Annotated in this window: 16 protein-coding genes; 6 read left to right on the plus strand and 10 right to left on the minus strand. The window is 37.5% G+C overall.

Going from position 1 to position 16,419, the window contains the following annotated elements; genetic code table 11:
- The 6 genes from B3P23_RS11390 to B3P23_RS11415 all read right to left on the minus strand — a co-directional run bounded on the left by B3P23_RS11390 (position 1) and on the right by B3P23_RS11415 (position 6,470).
- Positions 1–249 carry a hypothetical protein gene (locus B3P23_RS11390; protein WP_146171112.1) on the minus strand — a complete coding sequence of 83 codons (249 nt, stop codon included), beginning with the start codon at positions 247–249 and terminating at the stop codon, positions 1–3.
- A gap of 246 nt (positions 250–495) precedes the next feature.
- The gene (locus tag B3P23_RS11395; protein WP_248754867.1) at positions 496–1,026 is read right to left on the minus strand and encodes an AAA family ATPase; all 531 of its coding nucleotides are present in this window, start codon (positions 1,024–1,026) and stop codon (positions 496–498) included.
- Between the two features lie 34 nt (positions 1,027–1,060).
- Positions 1,061–1,666, minus strand: coding sequence for a nicotinamide riboside transporter PnuC (pnuC, locus tag B3P23_RS11400; RefSeq protein ID WP_293926041.1), 606 nt, complete (start codon positions 1,664–1,666; stop codon positions 1,061–1,063).
- Between the two features lie 130 nt (positions 1,667–1,796).
- Positions 1,797–2,933, minus strand: a complete 1,137-nt coding sequence (locus B3P23_RS11405) for a clostripain-related cysteine peptidase (RefSeq protein WP_293926044.1) — start codon at positions 2,931–2,933, stop codon at positions 1,797–1,799.
- Between the two features lie 207 nt (positions 2,934–3,140).
- Positions 3,141–5,942 (minus strand): hypothetical protein, encoded by a 2,802-nt coding sequence (locus B3P23_RS11410; protein ID WP_293926047.1) that lies wholly within the window; start codon positions 5,940–5,942, stop codon positions 3,141–3,143.
- 252 nt (positions 5,943–6,194) lie between these two features.
- Entirely contained in the window at positions 6,195–6,470 is a 276-nt protein-coding gene (locus B3P23_RS11415) for a hypothetical protein (RefSeq protein WP_293926050.1), read from the minus strand.
- A 284-nt stretch (positions 6,471–6,754) separates the two neighbouring features.
- On the opposite strand from B3P23_RS11415, the gene B3P23_RS11420 reads away from it, so the two are divergent.
- Positions 6,755–7,369, plus strand: coding sequence for a S24 family peptidase (locus tag B3P23_RS11420; RefSeq protein WP_293926052.1), 615 nt, complete (start codon positions 6,755–6,757; stop codon positions 7,367–7,369).
- Between the two features lie 230 nt (positions 7,370–7,599).
- On the opposite strand, the gene B3P23_RS11425 is transcribed toward B3P23_RS11420, so the two are convergent.
- Positions 7,600–8,073, minus strand: a complete 474-nt coding sequence (locus B3P23_RS11425) for a ribonuclease H-like YkuK family protein (RefSeq protein ID WP_045754074.1) — start codon at positions 8,071–8,073, stop codon at positions 7,600–7,602.
- Between the two features lie 116 nt (positions 8,074–8,189).
- The gene (gene upp, locus B3P23_RS11430) at positions 8,190–8,834 is read right to left on the minus strand and encodes a uracil phosphoribosyltransferase (protein WP_045754075.1); all 645 of its coding nucleotides are present in this window, start codon (positions 8,832–8,834) and stop codon (positions 8,190–8,192) included.
- A gap of 154 nt (positions 8,835–8,988) precedes the next feature.
- Between upp and uvrB the strand changes: the two genes are divergently transcribed.
- Complete coding sequence (uvrB, locus tag B3P23_RS11435; protein ID WP_293926055.1) at positions 8,989–11,019, plus strand: excinuclease ABC subunit UvrB; 2,031 nt, start codon at positions 8,989–8,991, stop codon at positions 11,017–11,019.
- 66 nt (positions 11,020–11,085) lie between these two features.
- Here the strand turns inward: uvrB and B3P23_RS11440 are convergent, their stop codons facing one another.
- Positions 11,086–11,508, minus strand: a complete 423-nt coding sequence (locus B3P23_RS11440) for a hypothetical protein (protein WP_293926058.1) — start codon at positions 11,506–11,508, stop codon at positions 11,086–11,088.
- Between the two features lie 156 nt (positions 11,509–11,664).
- Here B3P23_RS11440 and proB point away from each other — a divergent pair, with 156 nt between their 5' ends.
- From proB to B3P23_RS11455, 3 genes are read left to right on the plus strand one after another with little or no spacing between them, the layout of a single operon-like run.
- A complete protein-coding gene (gene proB, locus B3P23_RS11445) occupies positions 11,665–12,699 on the plus strand; it encodes a glutamate 5-kinase (protein ID WP_248754863.1) in 1,035 nt (344 codons plus the stop codon).
- Between the two features lies 1 nt (position 12,700).
- A complete protein-coding gene (locus B3P23_RS11450) occupies positions 12,701–13,948 on the plus strand; it encodes a glutamate-5-semialdehyde dehydrogenase (RefSeq protein WP_293926066.1) in 1,248 nt (415 codons plus the stop codon).
- Position 13,949: 1 nt separating this feature from the next.
- Complete coding sequence (locus B3P23_RS11455; RefSeq protein ID WP_293926069.1) at positions 13,950–14,351, plus strand: hypothetical protein; 402 nt, start codon at positions 13,950–13,952, stop codon at positions 14,349–14,351.
- 78 nt (positions 14,352–14,429) lie between these two features.
- Here the strand turns inward: B3P23_RS11455 and B3P23_RS11460 are convergent, their stop codons facing one another.
- Positions 14,430–15,569: an acyl-CoA dehydrogenase gene (locus B3P23_RS11460; protein ID WP_094771724.1), complete on the minus strand. Its 1,140-nt coding sequence runs from the start codon at positions 15,567–15,569 to the stop codon at positions 14,430–14,432.
- A 175-nt stretch (positions 15,570–15,744) separates the two neighbouring features.
- Here B3P23_RS11460 and B3P23_RS11465 point away from each other — a divergent pair, with 175 nt between their 5' ends.
- Positions 15,745–16,380 carry a peroxiredoxin gene (locus B3P23_RS11465; protein ID WP_248754861.1) on the plus strand — a complete coding sequence of 212 codons (636 nt, stop codon included), beginning with the start codon at positions 15,745–15,747 and terminating at the stop codon, positions 16,378–16,380.
- The last annotated feature ends 39 nt before the right edge of the window (positions 16,381–16,419 follow it).

The following is a 16,419-nucleotide window of genomic DNA, read 5'->3' on the forward strand; positions in this document are numbered from 1 at the left end:
TTAAATATCCATTCTTAAATTTCGGTAAACTAATCGCATGATGTATAGAAATACAATACCTGCGGATATCATGGTAAAATTGATAAACAGAAATATAATGAATGCTGATGCTGTGATGTAAAGAAAGAAAAGGATACCGTCTTTGGTACTGTGCATCTGATATATAGCCACACAAGCTAATATATAAATAAAAGAAATAATGGCTGTAACAGTCAGGTCTAAATGCAATGAATTAAATAATGTAATCATTTTTTTGTTATTTATGAATGTACTAATTTTTAAGCTAAACATTCATGAGGGCAATAGGTTGTACTTTGCAAAAGACGAAGAGTAAGCGGTACAATTAATTGTATCTCTTTACAGATTGGGATTTGTAAATTTCAAAGAATTGTGCTCATTAGTAAGCATTTGTTGTCATAAACGCGCTATAACAACGGTACAAATTTACCGTTCTAATGTGAAGTTAATGTTAAGTTTTCATGTATTTCGAAAATCTTATTTTCTGTTAATAGCTTCTAGTGCATTTTTAAGTCTTTCATCACCTAATCCGGATATGATGATATAGTTCGCCTTCAAGGATTTTAGTTCGGATTCCCACACGCCCATAAAGTGTTCGCGATGCTCAGGGAAGTCGCGCAATGGATCTTCTTCCCATGGAAGATCAATATCCATCAGGAGATAGAGGTCATAATGGCGATTGTTAATCTCCTCCTTCACGTCTTGAGGCGTATCGCCAAATAAATAATCACACCATATTTTAATGGTCATGATGGTCGTATCACAAATAAGCAAATTATTTTTTGCTAGTGGGATCAGCGTATTTTCCAGTGCTATCTGCCCATAGTACATATTGACCTCATCCTGCAAGGTATATTCATTATGTAAGTTTTTGCAATATTCTCGTGCGTATTCTGGGACACAGACAGTATCAAAATGTCGTGCTACAGCTTGTGCTATAGTAGATTTTCCTGTTGATTCAGGTCCTACAACTGCGATTTTTATTAAGTCTGGATTTGATGTGCTCATTCGTGGGTATAAAGTTAGGTATCTTGTTTGGACATTATGGCATAAAACTACGATAAGTAACTTTCCAGTCCTTATAACCTGTCCAAGCGATGATAGCAAATACGAAGTATAGAATTGCGGTCAGCAGTAGCCCCTTATGAAAATAGAGCGGAATATAGCAAATGTCAACAAAAATCCACAGGAGCCAATTTTGGAGTACTTTTCGAGTCATTAGGAATTGGGCAACAAAGCTGACTGCTGTACAAAAGCCATCTGCGTAAGGAACGTCCGAGTCGGTCATTTTCTGTAGAAAAGTGCCAAGCAAAACGGTTAGGATGACGATAATAATAAGGGTGAAGAGCATTTCACGATTTGTAAACGAGACAATCGGTTTATCATCTTCTCTGATTTTTTTAGACCAATAATACCAACCATAAATGGCTGTACTTAAAAAATAGAGTTGTAGTACTGCGTCACCATATAGTTTACTATGATAGAAAATATAGGCATAGGTCAGCACGCTGATCACACTGATGGGCCAATTCAGGATATGTTGTTTGGCTGCGAGATAGACACATAGAAAACCGGTGATGGTGCCAATCCATTCGAGCATGGTGGTCTGGGCAAATTGTTGAAAAATCTGCTGTATAATTGCAGGCATAGCTTTCGTGTCTTTAGCAAGTAAAGATACAAATTTAGTTTTTTCAAAAATTTTATCAGTTAAAGTCAATCGTTATTTTCTACTGACATGAGTTGGATATCTTTAATATTCTGCCGTGTTAAGTTATTTATTAAAATAAATGGTCAAATCCACCAGCTCTATACCATGCTAAACTTCTATAATAATTGTGCAATGGACCTTCATTTTCAGAATTCGGGATATAGCATGTAATGCCACCATTATTTTTTATAGTATATCCATTAAAAAATGGAGTATTTGCTTTATAAAGAGCAGTTTTTCTAAGCTGTTGTACGAGCTGTTGTGTATGAATTAAACCAAAATTTTGAATAAAAAAATCTTCCAAATCAAAAGCAATAAGCGGATTGGTTATTTTATCAAAATCCATACGTTGAATCTCGCTTCTTTTTAAATCTTGATATGGTGAATGAAAGGTAGACAACAGCTGTTTTGAAGTTTTTGCAAACTCTGTTAACTGTTTTGCGTCAATAACTGATATTGTAGCTGAGCGTAATAATCCGCTTTTGGCGTTATAGTAATCATAATATTTTTGAGCAATTTCTTTGTAAGCCTGAAAGTTTTCTCCGAAAAGATTTTTGGTCAGGATCTGGTATGGCATTCCACTGGCGATTACTTCTGCAGGAGAGGATATAAAGTATTTTGCTTTGTCTTTTATTTCATAAAGCACTTCGATGCTAGCCATAGAACAAGCGTCGAATAATATGAAATCGTATTCACCATATAAAGCATGATTTAGATCTTTTATATCCATGGAGCTGCCATTATCATCACCGAATGATTTTACTTTTATCGATCCATGATCAGGCGGTATCCAACCGCTAGCATGAGACCACAGGATTAATCCAAAACTTTGGGATGGATAGGTGGTTTTAATGTCCTCTAGTACCTGCCGCATAACCAGAGGGTCTGATGAGTTGTGGGGCAGATATTCTTTAATCTTTTGGCTTTTAATTTCAGGACTATTATCTGCTGATATTTTATATAGTGCCGGATTGGCACCTCGTATTGTCGTATATACAATTAGATTGCCATTGATATCTCCGATAGCTTCTTCCATCTGGTTGATATTCGTATAGGCATCGTCCGAAAGGTTGTTATTTGCGGCCAAATAAGCAATCACGGTTCTTGATGTAGGGCTTGTGGGTATTGGGTTAGTACGTTCTTTTGTACAAGAGCATAAACAGAATATGATTGCGATAAGGTATAAACCGACTGTCAATAAACGCATAGGTATATAGTTAGAGTGCAATTAAATAAGGAAGTTCTTAAGAGTCTTCTTTGTCTATGTTACTTTTAATGATCATCAAAATTATAATCAGTACAAATGACAGCATCAAGTATAGGATGGTTTTAAATAATTCGATTTCCATAATGAATGTAGATTAAAAAGTAAAGAAGGTGGAGTTATCCACCTTCTTTTTTCTATTTATAATGGTTAGTTGTTTGGATTTACAACGATGTAGACTAGTTTTTCAACTTCGTCAATAGTCTGTGCTTGTCCTTGGTTCCACTTGTTATGAACTTTTACTTTGTACACGAGTGTAATCGGCTGTTGCAGGTTGGCACCATTGTTTGTCCATACTGCATTGTCTCCAGATACCGTTGCTGTTGCACCACTTTGTAGAGTAAGCGCTGTATGCCCTGCATTATTTGTGATAATACCTGCGTAGGCACCTACGAAACTTGCATCAGTCAGGCGGTAAGGAGTTATGGATAGAGTATTCGCAATTCCATTGTTTGTCGTGCTGATACCATATGCTGATTTAAGGTTTGCATTATTTACATTATTTGAACTAGTCAGGCCATCAAATAAATAGATGAGGTCATTATTGAATGTGCTGATGGAAATTGCTCTGCGTAGATCAAATGTAGAAGTGTTAGATCCTGAAACTTCTTTATCTTTCATCGCTCTATAAGGTGTGCGAAGATCAATTGGTTTAACTGGATTCACAAATTTAACATTGAAGTTTTCTGTTTTGTAAACGGCACCATTTACTTTGGTCGTTAACGTTAATACGACCGATCCATTATTAACCTTGTCTCTTGCCGCAGCGTTATTTGCGTTGAGCTGGACTTCTGCAGTTGCATGATTGGTTCCATTGATGATGGTGATACCTGGGTAGTTGGTATTATTGATACTGTATTCAAAAGTTGTCAGGGGTTTGTTTGCTCCTGATTGTGTTTGGATACTCCAGTAATCCCAAAGGTTTGCATATAGTTGCCAATTGTTTCCTCCGATATTTCTACCATTGATCAATCCATAGGTCTGTGCATTATCCCAGAATGGTAAATCTTTGACTAATTTATCGATGAGATTACCCGTTACATTAACTTTTACCGTAATGTTTACCACAGGGTCTGTTGATACCGATGAGATATACTTCCCTGTTAAGGTATATTGACCAGGCATTACAGTATTACTGATGGTTACTTTTCTAGTGGTGGCCTGTGTTGTTGAATTCATATCGGCATGGAATGTAAATCCGGGAGGAAGCATATCTGGCACAAAAGTATAAGTGGTGTGGAAATCTGCGGCCGATTTGCCAGTCGTACTGTATGCTACGTCCATAGAACTTTGTGGACTACTCCATACAATATCTTCTGATACCGAAGGTGTACTTACAACATCGTGTGTGATAGCACCGCTCAAGTTTATTGCTTGTGGAGCGGTCTGTGTATAATTGACCTTGACATAGCGAGTGGCAATTGCCTGCGTAGTGCTAGCTGTTGCATATAATTTTACCTGAACAATTGTATGGTTATTAAGTGCTGCTGTATTATAATGTCCAGGAGTCGATTCTTTTACAGTAATCTTTCCTGTGTTTGCATCTATATTTAACCAATTGGCTTCAGTTGTATTTGGATGTGCCAAGGCAAAACGTAAATCATATCCGGAAAGGCCATTGTCATCCATGGAAACAATTTTCCCGCCCACTTGTGTGCGTGCAAAAAATCCTCTTAGATCTTTTTCCAATTCTATACCACCGATATAAGTTGTACGTCCGTCAATGTTATTTTCGGCATTGTTGAAGACATGTAATGTATAATGGGCGATAGTTTTGTCGGCAGCGTCTGTAGCACTAAGTGAAGTTGCAAGATTGTTAGTGGCTCCTTCTGTAAATGCACTACCATTAAAATTTGGATTCACACCCCCTGCTAGTTCATATTTGAGGGTAGGTTTCACAGCTTTTTCTATGGTTACTTCATCGGCTTCAATGATCTCTTCTTTTGCTAGATTGTATCCTGAAGCTGCAAATCTTTGGTTGTCGGCTATTTTACTATGTGTGTTTTTCAACTGTAAGGCCACGAAAAGATCGTTGTCGTCTGATGCTTTAGGGAAAATAGTATTTGAATTTTCGATTGGTTTGACTCTAACCGTTATATCACCAAATGTTTTCGTCGTACTGCTTATTGAGAAAGCTGCAGATGGTGCTTCTCCGGAAGATCTAAATGTAACTTTTTCAGCCTTTTGTGTCAGTAGTCCTGTCGCTATATAATTTTCAGTCGCGACTCCAAATGGATTTAGATTATACTTAATCTCGGCCTCTCCCTGCATCCAGGTTATTCTTGATCCATCATGATCAACGATCCGTGGAAAGAAAATGACAGGGGAATTGTTGTTTGTGAATGCAGGAGATAGCGTTAAACTTGAAACTGATAGTGCTTCTTTGGACAAGAAAACAGTTGTAGATAATCCACTTTCATCTGTAATTACAATATTGTAACCACCATTGATTTCCATTGCCGCGATTTCTCCAGTATAGGCAAGTACCTCTGGAGATACGGCTATACCATCTATAGCCCAGACTTTTTTACCATTTTTTTCGATGATAGAGACTACAGATGCAGGTGTACTTGACTCACCTTTTGCTTTAACTCCTGTCTCTTCGTAGGTCAAACCTCCATCCGTACTTATTTCCCACATATCATCTTTAATGCGAAACATAGTGCCTGGTTTACCATCAGAACCATTTTTGATGGTGTAAGATAAGCTGTTGCCATCAGGTCCTTTTAAAGAAATATTAAATCCATTGGCAACTGGTGTAATGTTGGTTACAACATAGTTTTTAGCTAGATCTTGTAATTTTGTTTGTAATGCATCAATATCTGATTGATGTTGATTGATGCTGTTTTCAAGACGATTGATGTCATCATCGTACTTTTTACACCCTTCGAATACTACTGTGCTGGAAAGTAAAAGGGCCAAAGCTACTTTGGATAAATGTTTAATTTTCATAATTTTTTTAATTGTTTTTTGACATGACCGAAGCGTTTGTCAGTCTTGAGGTTTTAATTCTTCTGATTTAAAATTTCTTGTACATGGTTTACATGTTGTTAATAATTGTTTTATAAACTGGTTTCAATATTGAAAGCAAAAATACAATATAATATTGTATTGTCAAATTGTTTTGAATATTTTTATGAAGTGATATATTATTAAAGGTTAGGATGAAGTATTCAAGATGACAGGAGACACTGGATCGCAATGTTATTTATAGATTTGAATTTTAATTTGGATTAATTTTTCCTCTTGTTGATCGGTTGTGAACTTAATTTGTAAAACCGTCTTTTCTCTTTTTATAAATTTTTTATTGTGCGCTGTGATATTTTTAATTTTTGAAATAGCATCAATTTGTGCACTGCTGCTGTTTAAAATAGCATATAATTTTTTAATTGCTTGAGGTGTAATGCAATTAGAGATTGCAGTTTGATTTTTATCGCAGGTGGTGCTTGGCTTTTTTTTTACTTCTTTTTTTAGTGACATAACTTAGGTATCTAAAATGTTGGCCTAGATTTTTTTCATGGTTATCAACCGCTAAACTTAAATGTCATAAGTATGAACGGCTGCTACTGGTTAGTTTTATTTACTGTATTTTGCTATGAAAAGGTCCATAAGTATACGGTAAAGATTAATCATACATTGCAATATTACAATATAATATTGCAATATCAAAAAAATTTATTTTGACAGTATTGATAGCTCATTTTAAGATTTGACTTTCTTTTTCGTATTATTGTTCTTTAAAAAATTACTGTATATTTAATACTATGACTAGTTGGGAAAGATTGGAGCAGATTATTGAACATTTGGGGCTCAATGTTAACTCCTTTGCAAAGGCGATTGGTTTAAATCGTTCGGAACGACTATATCAAATTAAAAAGGGTAATTATACGATCAGTAAAAACCTATCTGCAATTATTTCTAAAAAGTTTCCTGAGATTAATGAAGGATGGCTTCTTACGGGCAATGGTAGTATGCTGGAGTCGTCTATATTGCTTAAGAAAATTCCACTTTATTCTGTTAGCTTAGAGGATTTGCCTGAGGATATGCACAATCTCACTCCAACTGAGGAATTGGATATACCTATTTTATCCGGAAGTGATTTTGCTATTGTTAATAATGGAGATGCTATGTCTCCAGAGATTGTGAATGGAAGTGTGGTATTTGTACGGCGTGTTGATATGGACGCTGTTCTTTATGGAAATATCTATTTAATAGTTTCGGAAAAATTTAATGTAATTCGCTTTGTGCGTGAATATAATGATGAGGTATGGAGGTTAGTAGCGAAGAATGTTAAAGATTTTGATGATATTCTGTTGAAAAAATCTTCCGTTCAAAATATTTATAAAGTTAAAGGAGTATTATCTCTGATGTCCATGTAAAGAAGTCGTTATTTGATCTTGACTTACCTGATGTTCTTATTTACGTATGTCCAATAAGAATAGACCTCTTGATGTCCAATCTTCGAGCTTTTTATTTAAGTCCATAGTATTGATATTGGATTGATCCATTAATTGTTTCTTTACATTATCATTTGCTCACAGGTTCTTTTTAAAATCAAATCTAGTATTTGATTTTAAATGAAATTGTTGACGCCATTATCAATCCATATTTACTGCACTTGCTTATTGGCACAAGTAGTACTGGCAAAAGATTCCGGCTTTGCCTTAAATACAAAACCCATTCCCATAATGTAACCCATCGCCTCTTTTAATGCAACATTTGACTGGAAATTAGGATTGGTGTTGATGTCGGCGTGAACTTCTAGATCGACTTGGTACTGTTCTAGAAGTGGGCATAGTTCGTAAGCAACTTCGATTGATTTTTGAACTTCCAGTAGCATGCGCTCTTTAATGCCCATCAGGTGAGTTCTTTTATCTTTATGAACAAACATAAAGCCACCTCGGTGTTCTCGGAGGAAAACAATGACTGTAGCAAAATCGATAGTTCCTCTTTTTATTTGTGAATCTGTTCCGATATAGACTTTGAGTTTATTGCCCAGATCTATTTCTTTTAAGATATTGGTTTCAACAGCATCCCATATAGATGTCTTGATGCTTTCGCCATTGTATTTCTGCCAAGTCATATAAAAATAAGTTAGTTTGTGTATGTGCGTATTTCATTTTGTTGATTAAATTTACTGATATATAATGTGTTAAGAGCAATGCTCCGTATTAAGTTTTTACTATTAAATTATAAAGATTAGTGCTTACTCCCGTAAGCAAGATCTCCTGCATCTCCTAATCCTGGTACGATATAAGCTTTGCTTGTCAATTCATTATCAACTGCTCCTACCCAAATGATTGCTTTGGGTAAAAATGCTTGAACATGTCTTATTCCTTCTTCTGAAGCGATGGCAACAACAATATGCAATTCTTTGATCGCATAATCAGCCAATAGGTCTTTGCAACATAATACGGCACTTTTGCCAGTAGCAAGCATCGGATCTGCGACAATAACCACTTTGTTGTCAAGATCCGGAGTATTGACATACTGTTTATGTATTTCAAATTCACCGCTCTTCTTGGTATGGCGATATGCCGCGATAAAGGCACTGTCTGATCGGTCGAAAACATTTAATAATCCCTGATGTAAAGGCAGACCAGCTCGAAGAATTGTCGCTAAAACGGGGTGTTCAAGGAGCATCTGTGTATTCGCGATACCTAAAGGAGTTTCCACATCTGCGGGAGCGTAAGTCAATGTTTTACTGATCTCATAAGCGAATATTTCTCCTAGGCGTTCGAGATTGCGACGGAAACGCATACGATCTTTCTGAATAGTAACATCACGTAATTCTGCAATGTATTGATTGGCGATGCTGTTTTGCGTACTTAGGATGTTTAGCATATGGTGTAGATTATAGTGATTATAGCAATTTACACAAATAATCTCAATTTACTGTTTGATTAATGATAAAATAGTTCAGGTATTTTGTCCCCTACGTTATTATACAAATGCCTCATTTATTTTGATTAAATTTGTCATACTTGAATAGGATTTTATGAAGTTTCAACTTACATCTGAATATAAACCAACTGGAGATCAGCCTACTGCTATCAAAGAATTAGTACAAGGTTTGAATGAAGGGGAACAGTACCAAACACTTTTAGGGGTGACGGGATCGGGAAAAACTTTTACAGTTGCCAATGTCATCCAGCAAACCCAAAAACCGACTTTAATACTCAGCCATAATAAAACCTTAGCAGCGCAGCTCTACGGAGAATTTAAACAATTTTTTCCTGATAATGCTGTCAATTACTTTGTCTCGTATTACGATTATTACCAACCTGAGGCTTTTATAGCATCATCCAATACGTATATTGAAAAGGATCTGGCCATTAATGAGGAAATCGAGAAACTGCGTTTAGCTACGACTACAGCCTTGATGTCCGGAAGGCGTGATGTTATTGTGGTTTCTTCTGTTTCCTGTATCTATGGTATGGGTAATCCTGAAGATTTTTCACGGTCCATATTTCGCTTTGCAATAGGAACGGTTATTTCTCGAAATGCTTTTTTACATCGTTTGGTCGAGATTTTATATGCGCGTACGACTACGGAATTTAAAAGGGGAACGTTTCGGGTGAAAGGAGATACGGTTGATATTTATCCTGCATATCTAGATTTTGCTATCCGTGTTTCATTTTTCGGGGATGAGATTGATGAGTTAAGTGAGATAGATCCGTTGTCGGGAAAGACCTTAAATAAAATGGAGGATCTTGCTCTTTTCCCCGCCACACTATTTGTTACACCAAAGGAAAAGTTCACCTCGACGATCTGGGCTATCCAAGAAGAGATGGTGCAACGCAGAACACAACTGGAAGATGAAGGGAAGATGCTGGAAGCAAAACGTCTGGAAGAACGGGTGAACTATGATCTGGAAATGATGCGCGAGCTTGGTTATTGTTCTGGAATTGAAAACTACTCCCGATTTTTTGATGGTCGTGAACCTGGGATGCGCCCGTTCTGTTTATTGGATTATTTTCCCGAAGATTATTTACTTGTTATCGATGAAAGCCATGTCACGATTCCGCAATTACGGGCGATGTATGGTGGTGACCGATCTCGCAAAATTGCTTTGGTAGAACATGGTTTCAGATTACCTGCGGCGCTAGATAATAGGCCTTTGAATTTTCCAGAATTTGAATCCCTGACCAATCAAACCATCTATGTTTCTGCAACTCCGGGTGACTACGAACTGCAACAAACAGAGGGTGTTTTTGTGGAGCAGGTGATCCGTCCAACAGGTTTGCTAGATCCGATCATTGAAGTACATCCGGCAATCAATCAGGTAGATGATTTTCTGGAAGAGGCTGACAAGGCCATTAAGGCAGGTGGACGTGTGCTAGCCACTACGTTAACGAAACGGATGGCTGAAGAGCTGACCAAGTATATGACGAAGTTAAATATCAAAGTTCGTTATATCCACTCTGAAGTCAAGACATTAGAGCGGGTGGAAATCTTACGTGGATTGCGTCTCGGAGAGTTTGATGTGCTGGTCGGAGTAAACTTGTTAAGGGAAGGACTCGATTTGCCTGAAGTAACTCTTGTCGCGATATTGGATGCTGATAAGGAAGGTTTTTTACGTTCTCAACGATCATTGATTCAAACGATCGGACGTGCTGCCCGTAATGATAAAGGACGGGTGATCATGTATGCCGATCGGATGACTGATAGTATGACCTTGACGATTGATGAAACCAATCGTAGACGAGAGAAACAAATGAAATATAATGAAGAGCATCATATCACTCCGCGCACTGTCGGTAAAACGAAAGCGGAAATTATGGAGCAAACCTCTGTCGCAGATTTTAATGGTTTAGAACAACAAATATATGTTGAACCGGATCCATCTGTAGCAATTGCTGCTGATCCAGTCTTGCAATATTTGGGAGAAAAAGAGCTTAAAAAAGCGATTGATACCGTTCGTAAGAAAATGGAAAAGGCAGCTAAAGAGATGGACTTTTTAGAGGCTGCCAAACTTAGGGATGAAATGTTCTCGCTAGAGAAAACATTTGATGAACGATTTAAATAAACATAGCATTTAAGGAGTGCCTGTAGCATCATATGCTGTATAGGGCACTCCTTATTATTTTTTCTATTATTCTTTTTCTTTATATAAAACGGTATTGCCTTTTATCAGCGTCCAGCAATGCTGATCCTGCATTAATTTATAATCTTTGTTTTCATACTCATATGCACGGACATGTTTGAGCACAATACTTTCAGGGCTTTCTTTTACAAAAACTTCTGCCGCTTGTTTCTTTCCGTCAACGATTAGGAAAGCTGCTGTTTGATAACTTTCTTTATTATCGATAACGTCGAGTTGTATTTGTTCGAAAGGGCGTACGCAGCTATCTTTTAAGGTTGACCACGTGTAGCCTGCACTTGCTATACAACCGTGAGCATCTTTGTCTGCTCCAACTAAGGGAGTCTCTGGAGATTGTGATGCTTGTTTGTTCTTGGATTGACAAGACATAAACATAATCGAAGCAACCATGACCATATTAAGTAAATGTTTCATATGTTGGTGTTTGTATTTCAGGTATTCCTACATAAACTGTACCATATAAAATATACTTATTTGGTCGATTTTTTTTATAAACCTTTCTTTTGTCAAAAGGCTTCATTATTTTTATAAGAATAAGTTAATACCTAATCAACTAAACAAAATAGATACATGAAAAAGCCAATAATTGTCATCAAGTTTGGCTCGGCTTCCATTACTACTTCGGATGGCGAAGTAGATGAACGAACCCTATTAGAAATTGCAAGACAAGTAGCTCAACTACAGCCCTATTATAACATCGTTCTGGTCTCATCAGGTGCTGTTGCAGCCGGTAAAAAGTTTTTAACCCGTTATGCGGGAACACTGTCAGAGCGTAAAGCGGCTGCAGCGATTGGAAATCCGCTATTACTACAACTATATAGCACTTATTTTAAACCTTTTAAAATTGCATTGGCCCAAAGTTTATGTGAGCGTCAGCATTTTGCCAATAGGAACCAATTTGTGCAATTGAAAAGCACGTATGAGACGTTATGGAAAAATAACATTATTCCAGTAGCTAATGAGAATGATGTGGTGAGTAATAAAGAATTGAAGTTTTCTGATAATGATGAGCTTGCCACCTTAATTGCGGTTGGATTTGGTGCTGAACAAATCTTATTTAGTACTTCAGTACTTGGAGTTTTGGACGCAGAGGGCAACGTTATCCCAGAATTGAAAGTGATTGATAAGGCCGCGCTTTCATTAGCGCGTACAGATAAATCTTCAGTAGGTCTGGGGGGTATGACTTCTAAATTAAATTTTGCCCGTTTGGCCAATCAGATGGGAATTCGGGCCGTTATCTTTAGTATGCAAACGGAAAATGCACTGCTGAAAGCCATAAAAGGTGAAACGGGTACTATCTGTTTGGCTCAACCAAAGAAAGTCTCTTCGCGCAATAAGTGGCTGGCCAGCGGTAGTTTAATTAAAGGAAAAGTCATCATCGATCAGGGTGCAGTGGAAGCGCTGTTACAACGGAAAAGTCTGCTGCTGGTCGGTGTCAGGGACGTGGTACAGCAATTTGAAGCAGGAGAGGTTTTTCAGGTTTTTGATGAGGCAGAAAATATTGTTGCCGTTGCCAAATCAAAATGGGATGCTGGAGATTTAATAGATAAAGAGAAGCGGACAGATATTGTATTGGCGCATGCCGATGATATCGTATTGTTATAGTATGGAAAATATCACAAGACAATTAGAAGCAGCACGGGCTGCTACCCGGGATATCAATCAATTGGATTCGGGTAAAAAGGAAATGATCTTACAGGATCTAGCAGATGCTTTGTTTAGTAATGTTGGTGCTATTCTTACAGAAAATGAAAAGGATGTGCAATTAGTAGATATCGATGATCCCAAAAGGGACCGTTTGATTTTAAATGAGGATCGGATAAAGGCATTAGCTAAAAGTGTGCTCGATGTCGCTCAGCTTCCTGATCCATCCGGTCAGCTATTAAGCAAGCAGGTATTGGAAAATGGATTGTTGTTGGAAAAAAAGGCTGTTCCTTTAGGAGTTGTTGCGGTTATTTATGAATCAAGGCCCAATGTCACGATCGATGTTGCGGCGCTTTGTCTACGATCGGGCAATGTCTGTTTGTTAAGGGGAGGGACCGATGCTTTTCATACCAATACTGTATTGATTGAAATCATTCAGCAGGTATTGCTTAAAAATCAGCTAAATCCAAACATTGTCCAACTGCTTCCAACAGATCGCAAGTTTGTGCAGGAATTGCTTACGGCAACGAAGTATGTCGATATCATTATACCTCGCGGTTCACAATCGTTGATTGATTTTGTTCGCGCTCATGCTAAAGTTCCCGTTATCGAGACAGGAGCAGGGGTGTGCCATACGTATGTGGAGCAATCTGCTACCATTGATAAAGCAGTTGCTATTGTTGCTAATGCAAAAATATCAAGACCATCAGTATGTAATGCCCTGGATACGGTATTATTGGATGCGCCAATTGCGGATTTATTTCTTCAGCATATTATTGTCCCTTTTCTCGAAGAACAGGTGGAGATTTTTGCAGACGAAAAGAGTTATGACATTTTGAAACAACTGCGCTATCCTTATTTGCAAAAAGCGGATGCTGCTGATTTTGGACGTGAATTTTTGGATTTAAAATGTTCCATAAAAGTATTAGATGGGCTTGATGCTGCCTTGGAGCATATTGCGACTTATTCTTCCAGACATTCAGAATGTATCGTTTCTAATGATGCTGAAAAATTGGAACGATTTATGAATGCTGTGGATGCCGCTGCTGTATATGCAAATGCTTCTACCAGATTTACAGATGGTGGAGAATTTGGTTTAGGAGCAGAAATTGGTATTTCTACACAAAAGCTTCACGCGAGAGGACCTTTTGCTTTGGAGAAATTAGTGACTGAAAAGTGGTATGTAACAGGTAATGGACAAATAAGATAATATGGGAATAAGATTTGAAAGTAATTCATTGTTGAATTGGACAAATGAAATGGGTAAGTTTTTGAGATTACTTGTCGATGAGCAGCATGTGTTTGATGAACCATCTTCCCTCGTATTTGATAAAGCCTATGGTGAGTTTTTTAAAAATAACCGCGATAATTTTCTTAAAATAAGTGGGATAGAAATGTTGCAATATGCAAAAGAGGAATTGGATGTGGAGCAGATCAGACCTTTAGCATTGGTTTTGATGCATGATGGCCTGAGAAGTCCAGCTAAAGAACAGCAGCATGAATTGCTTTCGAAAGCTAAGCTGTTATTAAATTATGTGATGAAAGAGACATCGAATTTTGCTTTTGAGGATTATGGGTACTTGGCAACAATAGACAGTAAACTTTCTCAATAAAGTGCCATACATTGGCTGATCTTTTCTATCCAGTCTCTGTAAAACAAAAGGGAACAATTTTGTTCCCTTTTGTTTTATTTATTTTAAGATTTCTCTCGCAATGACCAATCGCTGTATTTCAGAAGTTCCTTCGTAGATTTGGGTTATTTTTGCGTCGCGCATCATGCGTTCCACATGGTATTCCTTTACGTATCCGTAACCTCCATGGATTTGTACCGCTTCAATACTTGTTTTCATCGCTACTTCTGAGGCATGAAGCTTGGCCATCGCAGCCTCTTTACTGTAAGGCAATTCCTGATCTTTGGTCCAAGCTGCTTTATAAGTGAGTAGCCGTGCTGCCTCTATTTCAACCTCCATATCCGCGAGTTTAAATTGGATCGCCTGATGATCAGAAATCGGTTTACCAAAAGTTTTACGTTCTTGGGCATATGCGAGAGCGAGATCATACGCACCAGCCGCTATACCCAGTGCTTGTGCTGCGATACCAATCCTGCCACCATCTAAAGTTTTCATCGCAAATTTGAATCCGAATCCATCTTCTCCGATCCGATTTTCTTTGGGGACTTTGACATCTGTAAATAAAAGCGAATGTGTGTCCGAACTACGGATTCCTAATTTATTTTCTTTTGGTCCAATGGTAAAACCAGGCATACCTTTTTCTACAATCAAGACATTGATACCGCGATGTGCTTTTTCTGGATGGGTCTGTGCTATGATGAGATAGATATCGGCATTTCCGCCATTGGTAATCCAATTTTTAGTTCCATTTAATAGATAGTGATCTCCTTGATCTATTGCTGTTGTATGTTGGGAGGTTGCATCGGATCCTGCTTCGGGCTCAGATAGGGCAAATGCGCCCAATTTTTGGCCGCTGGCCAGTGGTTTTAAGTATTTTTCTTTTTGCTCCTCTGTGCCGTAAGCTTCCAGTCCATAACACACCAGTGAATTATTAACAGACATAATTACAGCAGCAGAAGCATCGATTTTTGCAATTTCTTCCAGCACGAGGGTATAAGCTAGCGTATCTAAGCCGGCACCCCCGTACTGGGTGGATACCATCATGCCCATGAAACCTAATTCGCCCATTTTCTTGACCTGCTCATAAGGAAATACTGCTTTTTCATCCCTTTCGATTACACCAGGTTTTAAATCGTGCTGCGCAAAATCTCGTGCAGCTTCCTGAATCATTTTATATTCTTCGCTTAATTCAAAATTCATAATGCGTACATTGGTAATGGTTTGTAAGTAAATATACTTATTTTTTATTATGCTTGCATAATAAAATATTATAAATTTTTGTTAACAATTGTAAAAAAATAAGCTTTGACTTTGTTATGAATAAAAATCTACTATATTTGTAGAGTATATAGTGTATAACTTAAAAAAAATAGATATGAGTTTAAGATTAGGAGATGAAGCGCCAAATTTTAAAGCGCAAACAACCATAGGAGATATTGATTTCCATGAGTATATTCAAGATAGTTGGGTTGTGTTTTTTTCTCACCCTTCAGACTATACACCTGTATGTACCACTGAACTTGGGCGTACCGCAAAATTAAAATCAGAGTTTGATAAAAGAGGTGTGAAAGCCATTGCTCTAAGTGTTGATCCTCTAAAGGATCACTTTGCTTGGATTGAAGATATTAACGAAACACAGGATACAACGGTTAATTTTCCCATCATTGCCGACGAAGATCGACATGTATCTGAATTGTATGATATGATTCATCCCAATGCATCTGCTACGGTAACGGTACGTTCTGTATTTATAATTGGCCCAGATAAAAAGATCAAATTGACATTAACTTATCCTGCATCTACGGGACGTAATTTTGATGAGATCTTACGTGTGATCGATTCTCTACAGTTAACAGCAGATTATTCAGTGGCGACACCAGCTGATTGGAAACATGGTGAGGATGTGATTGTGGTTCCAGCAATAAAAACGGAAGACATTCCTGCAAAATTTCCAAAGGGTTTTAAAGAAATCAAACCGTATCTGAGAACGACACCGCAACCAAACTTATAGGGCTTATCAGAAATTGTCATATAAAACAGAAGGGATCAA

Source organism: Sphingobacterium sp. UBA6320 (assembly GCF_002440335.1).
Classification (GTDB): domain Bacteria; phylum Bacteroidota; class Bacteroidia; order Sphingobacteriales; family Sphingobacteriaceae; genus Sphingobacterium.

What these genes read in the sequence shown, in the direction of transcription:
- B3P23_RS11415 (WP_293926050.1), bottom strand. Translation starts at nt 6,470, where the DNA reads ATGTCACTAAAAAAAGAAGTAAAAAAAAAGCCAAGCACCACCTGCGAT.
- B3P23_RS11395 (WP_248754867.1), bottom strand. Translation starts at nt 1,026, where the DNA reads ATGAGCACATCAAATCCAGACTTAATAAAAATCGCAGTTGTAGGACCT.
- B3P23_RS11460 (WP_094771724.1), bottom strand. Translation starts at nt 15,569, where the DNA reads ATGAATTTTGAATTAAGCGAAGAATATAAAATGATTCAGGAAGCTGCA.
- B3P23_RS11425 (WP_045754074.1), bottom strand. Translation starts at nt 8,073, where the DNA reads ATGACTTGGCAGAAATACAATGGCGAAAGCATCAAGACATCTATATGG.
- upp (WP_045754075.1), bottom strand. Translation starts at nt 8,834, where the DNA reads ATGCTAAACATCCTAAGTACGCAAAACAGCATCGCCAATCAATACATT.
- B3P23_RS11390 (WP_146171112.1), bottom strand. Translation starts at nt 249, where the DNA reads ATGATTACATTATTTAATTCATTGCATTTAGACCTGACTGTTACAGCC.
- B3P23_RS11455 (WP_293926069.1), top strand. Translation starts at nt 13,950, where the DNA reads ATGGGAATAAGATTTGAAAGTAATTCATTGTTGAATTGGACAAATGAA.
- B3P23_RS11450 (WP_293926066.1), top strand. Translation starts at nt 12,701, where the DNA reads ATGGAAAATATCACAAGACAATTAGAAGCAGCACGGGCTGCTACCCGG.
- pnuC (WP_293926041.1), bottom strand. Translation starts at nt 1,666, where the DNA reads ATGCCTGCAATTATACAGCAGATTTTTCAACAATTTGCCCAGACCACC.
- B3P23_RS11465 (WP_248754861.1), top strand. Translation starts at nt 15,745, where the DNA reads ATGAGTTTAAGATTAGGAGATGAAGCGCCAAATTTTAAAGCGCAAACA.
- proB (WP_248754863.1), top strand. Translation starts at nt 11,665, where the DNA reads ATGAAAAAGCCAATAATTGTCATCAAGTTTGGCTCGGCTTCCATTACT.
- B3P23_RS11405 (WP_293926044.1), bottom strand. Translation starts at nt 2,933, where the DNA reads ATGCGTTTATTGACAGTCGGTTTATACCTTATCGCAATCATATTCTGT.
- B3P23_RS11440 (WP_293926058.1), bottom strand. Translation starts at nt 11,508, where the DNA reads ATGAAACATTTACTTAATATGGTCATGGTTGCTTCGATTATGTTTATG.
- B3P23_RS11420 (WP_293926052.1), top strand. Translation starts at nt 6,755, where the DNA reads ATGACTAGTTGGGAAAGATTGGAGCAGATTATTGAACATTTGGGGCTC.
- B3P23_RS11410 (WP_293926047.1), bottom strand. Translation starts at nt 5,942, where the DNA reads ATGAAAATTAAACATTTATCCAAAGTAGCTTTGGCCCTTTTACTTTCC.
- uvrB (WP_293926055.1), top strand. Translation starts at nt 8,989, where the DNA reads ATGAAGTTTCAACTTACATCTGAATATAAACCAACTGGAGATCAGCCT.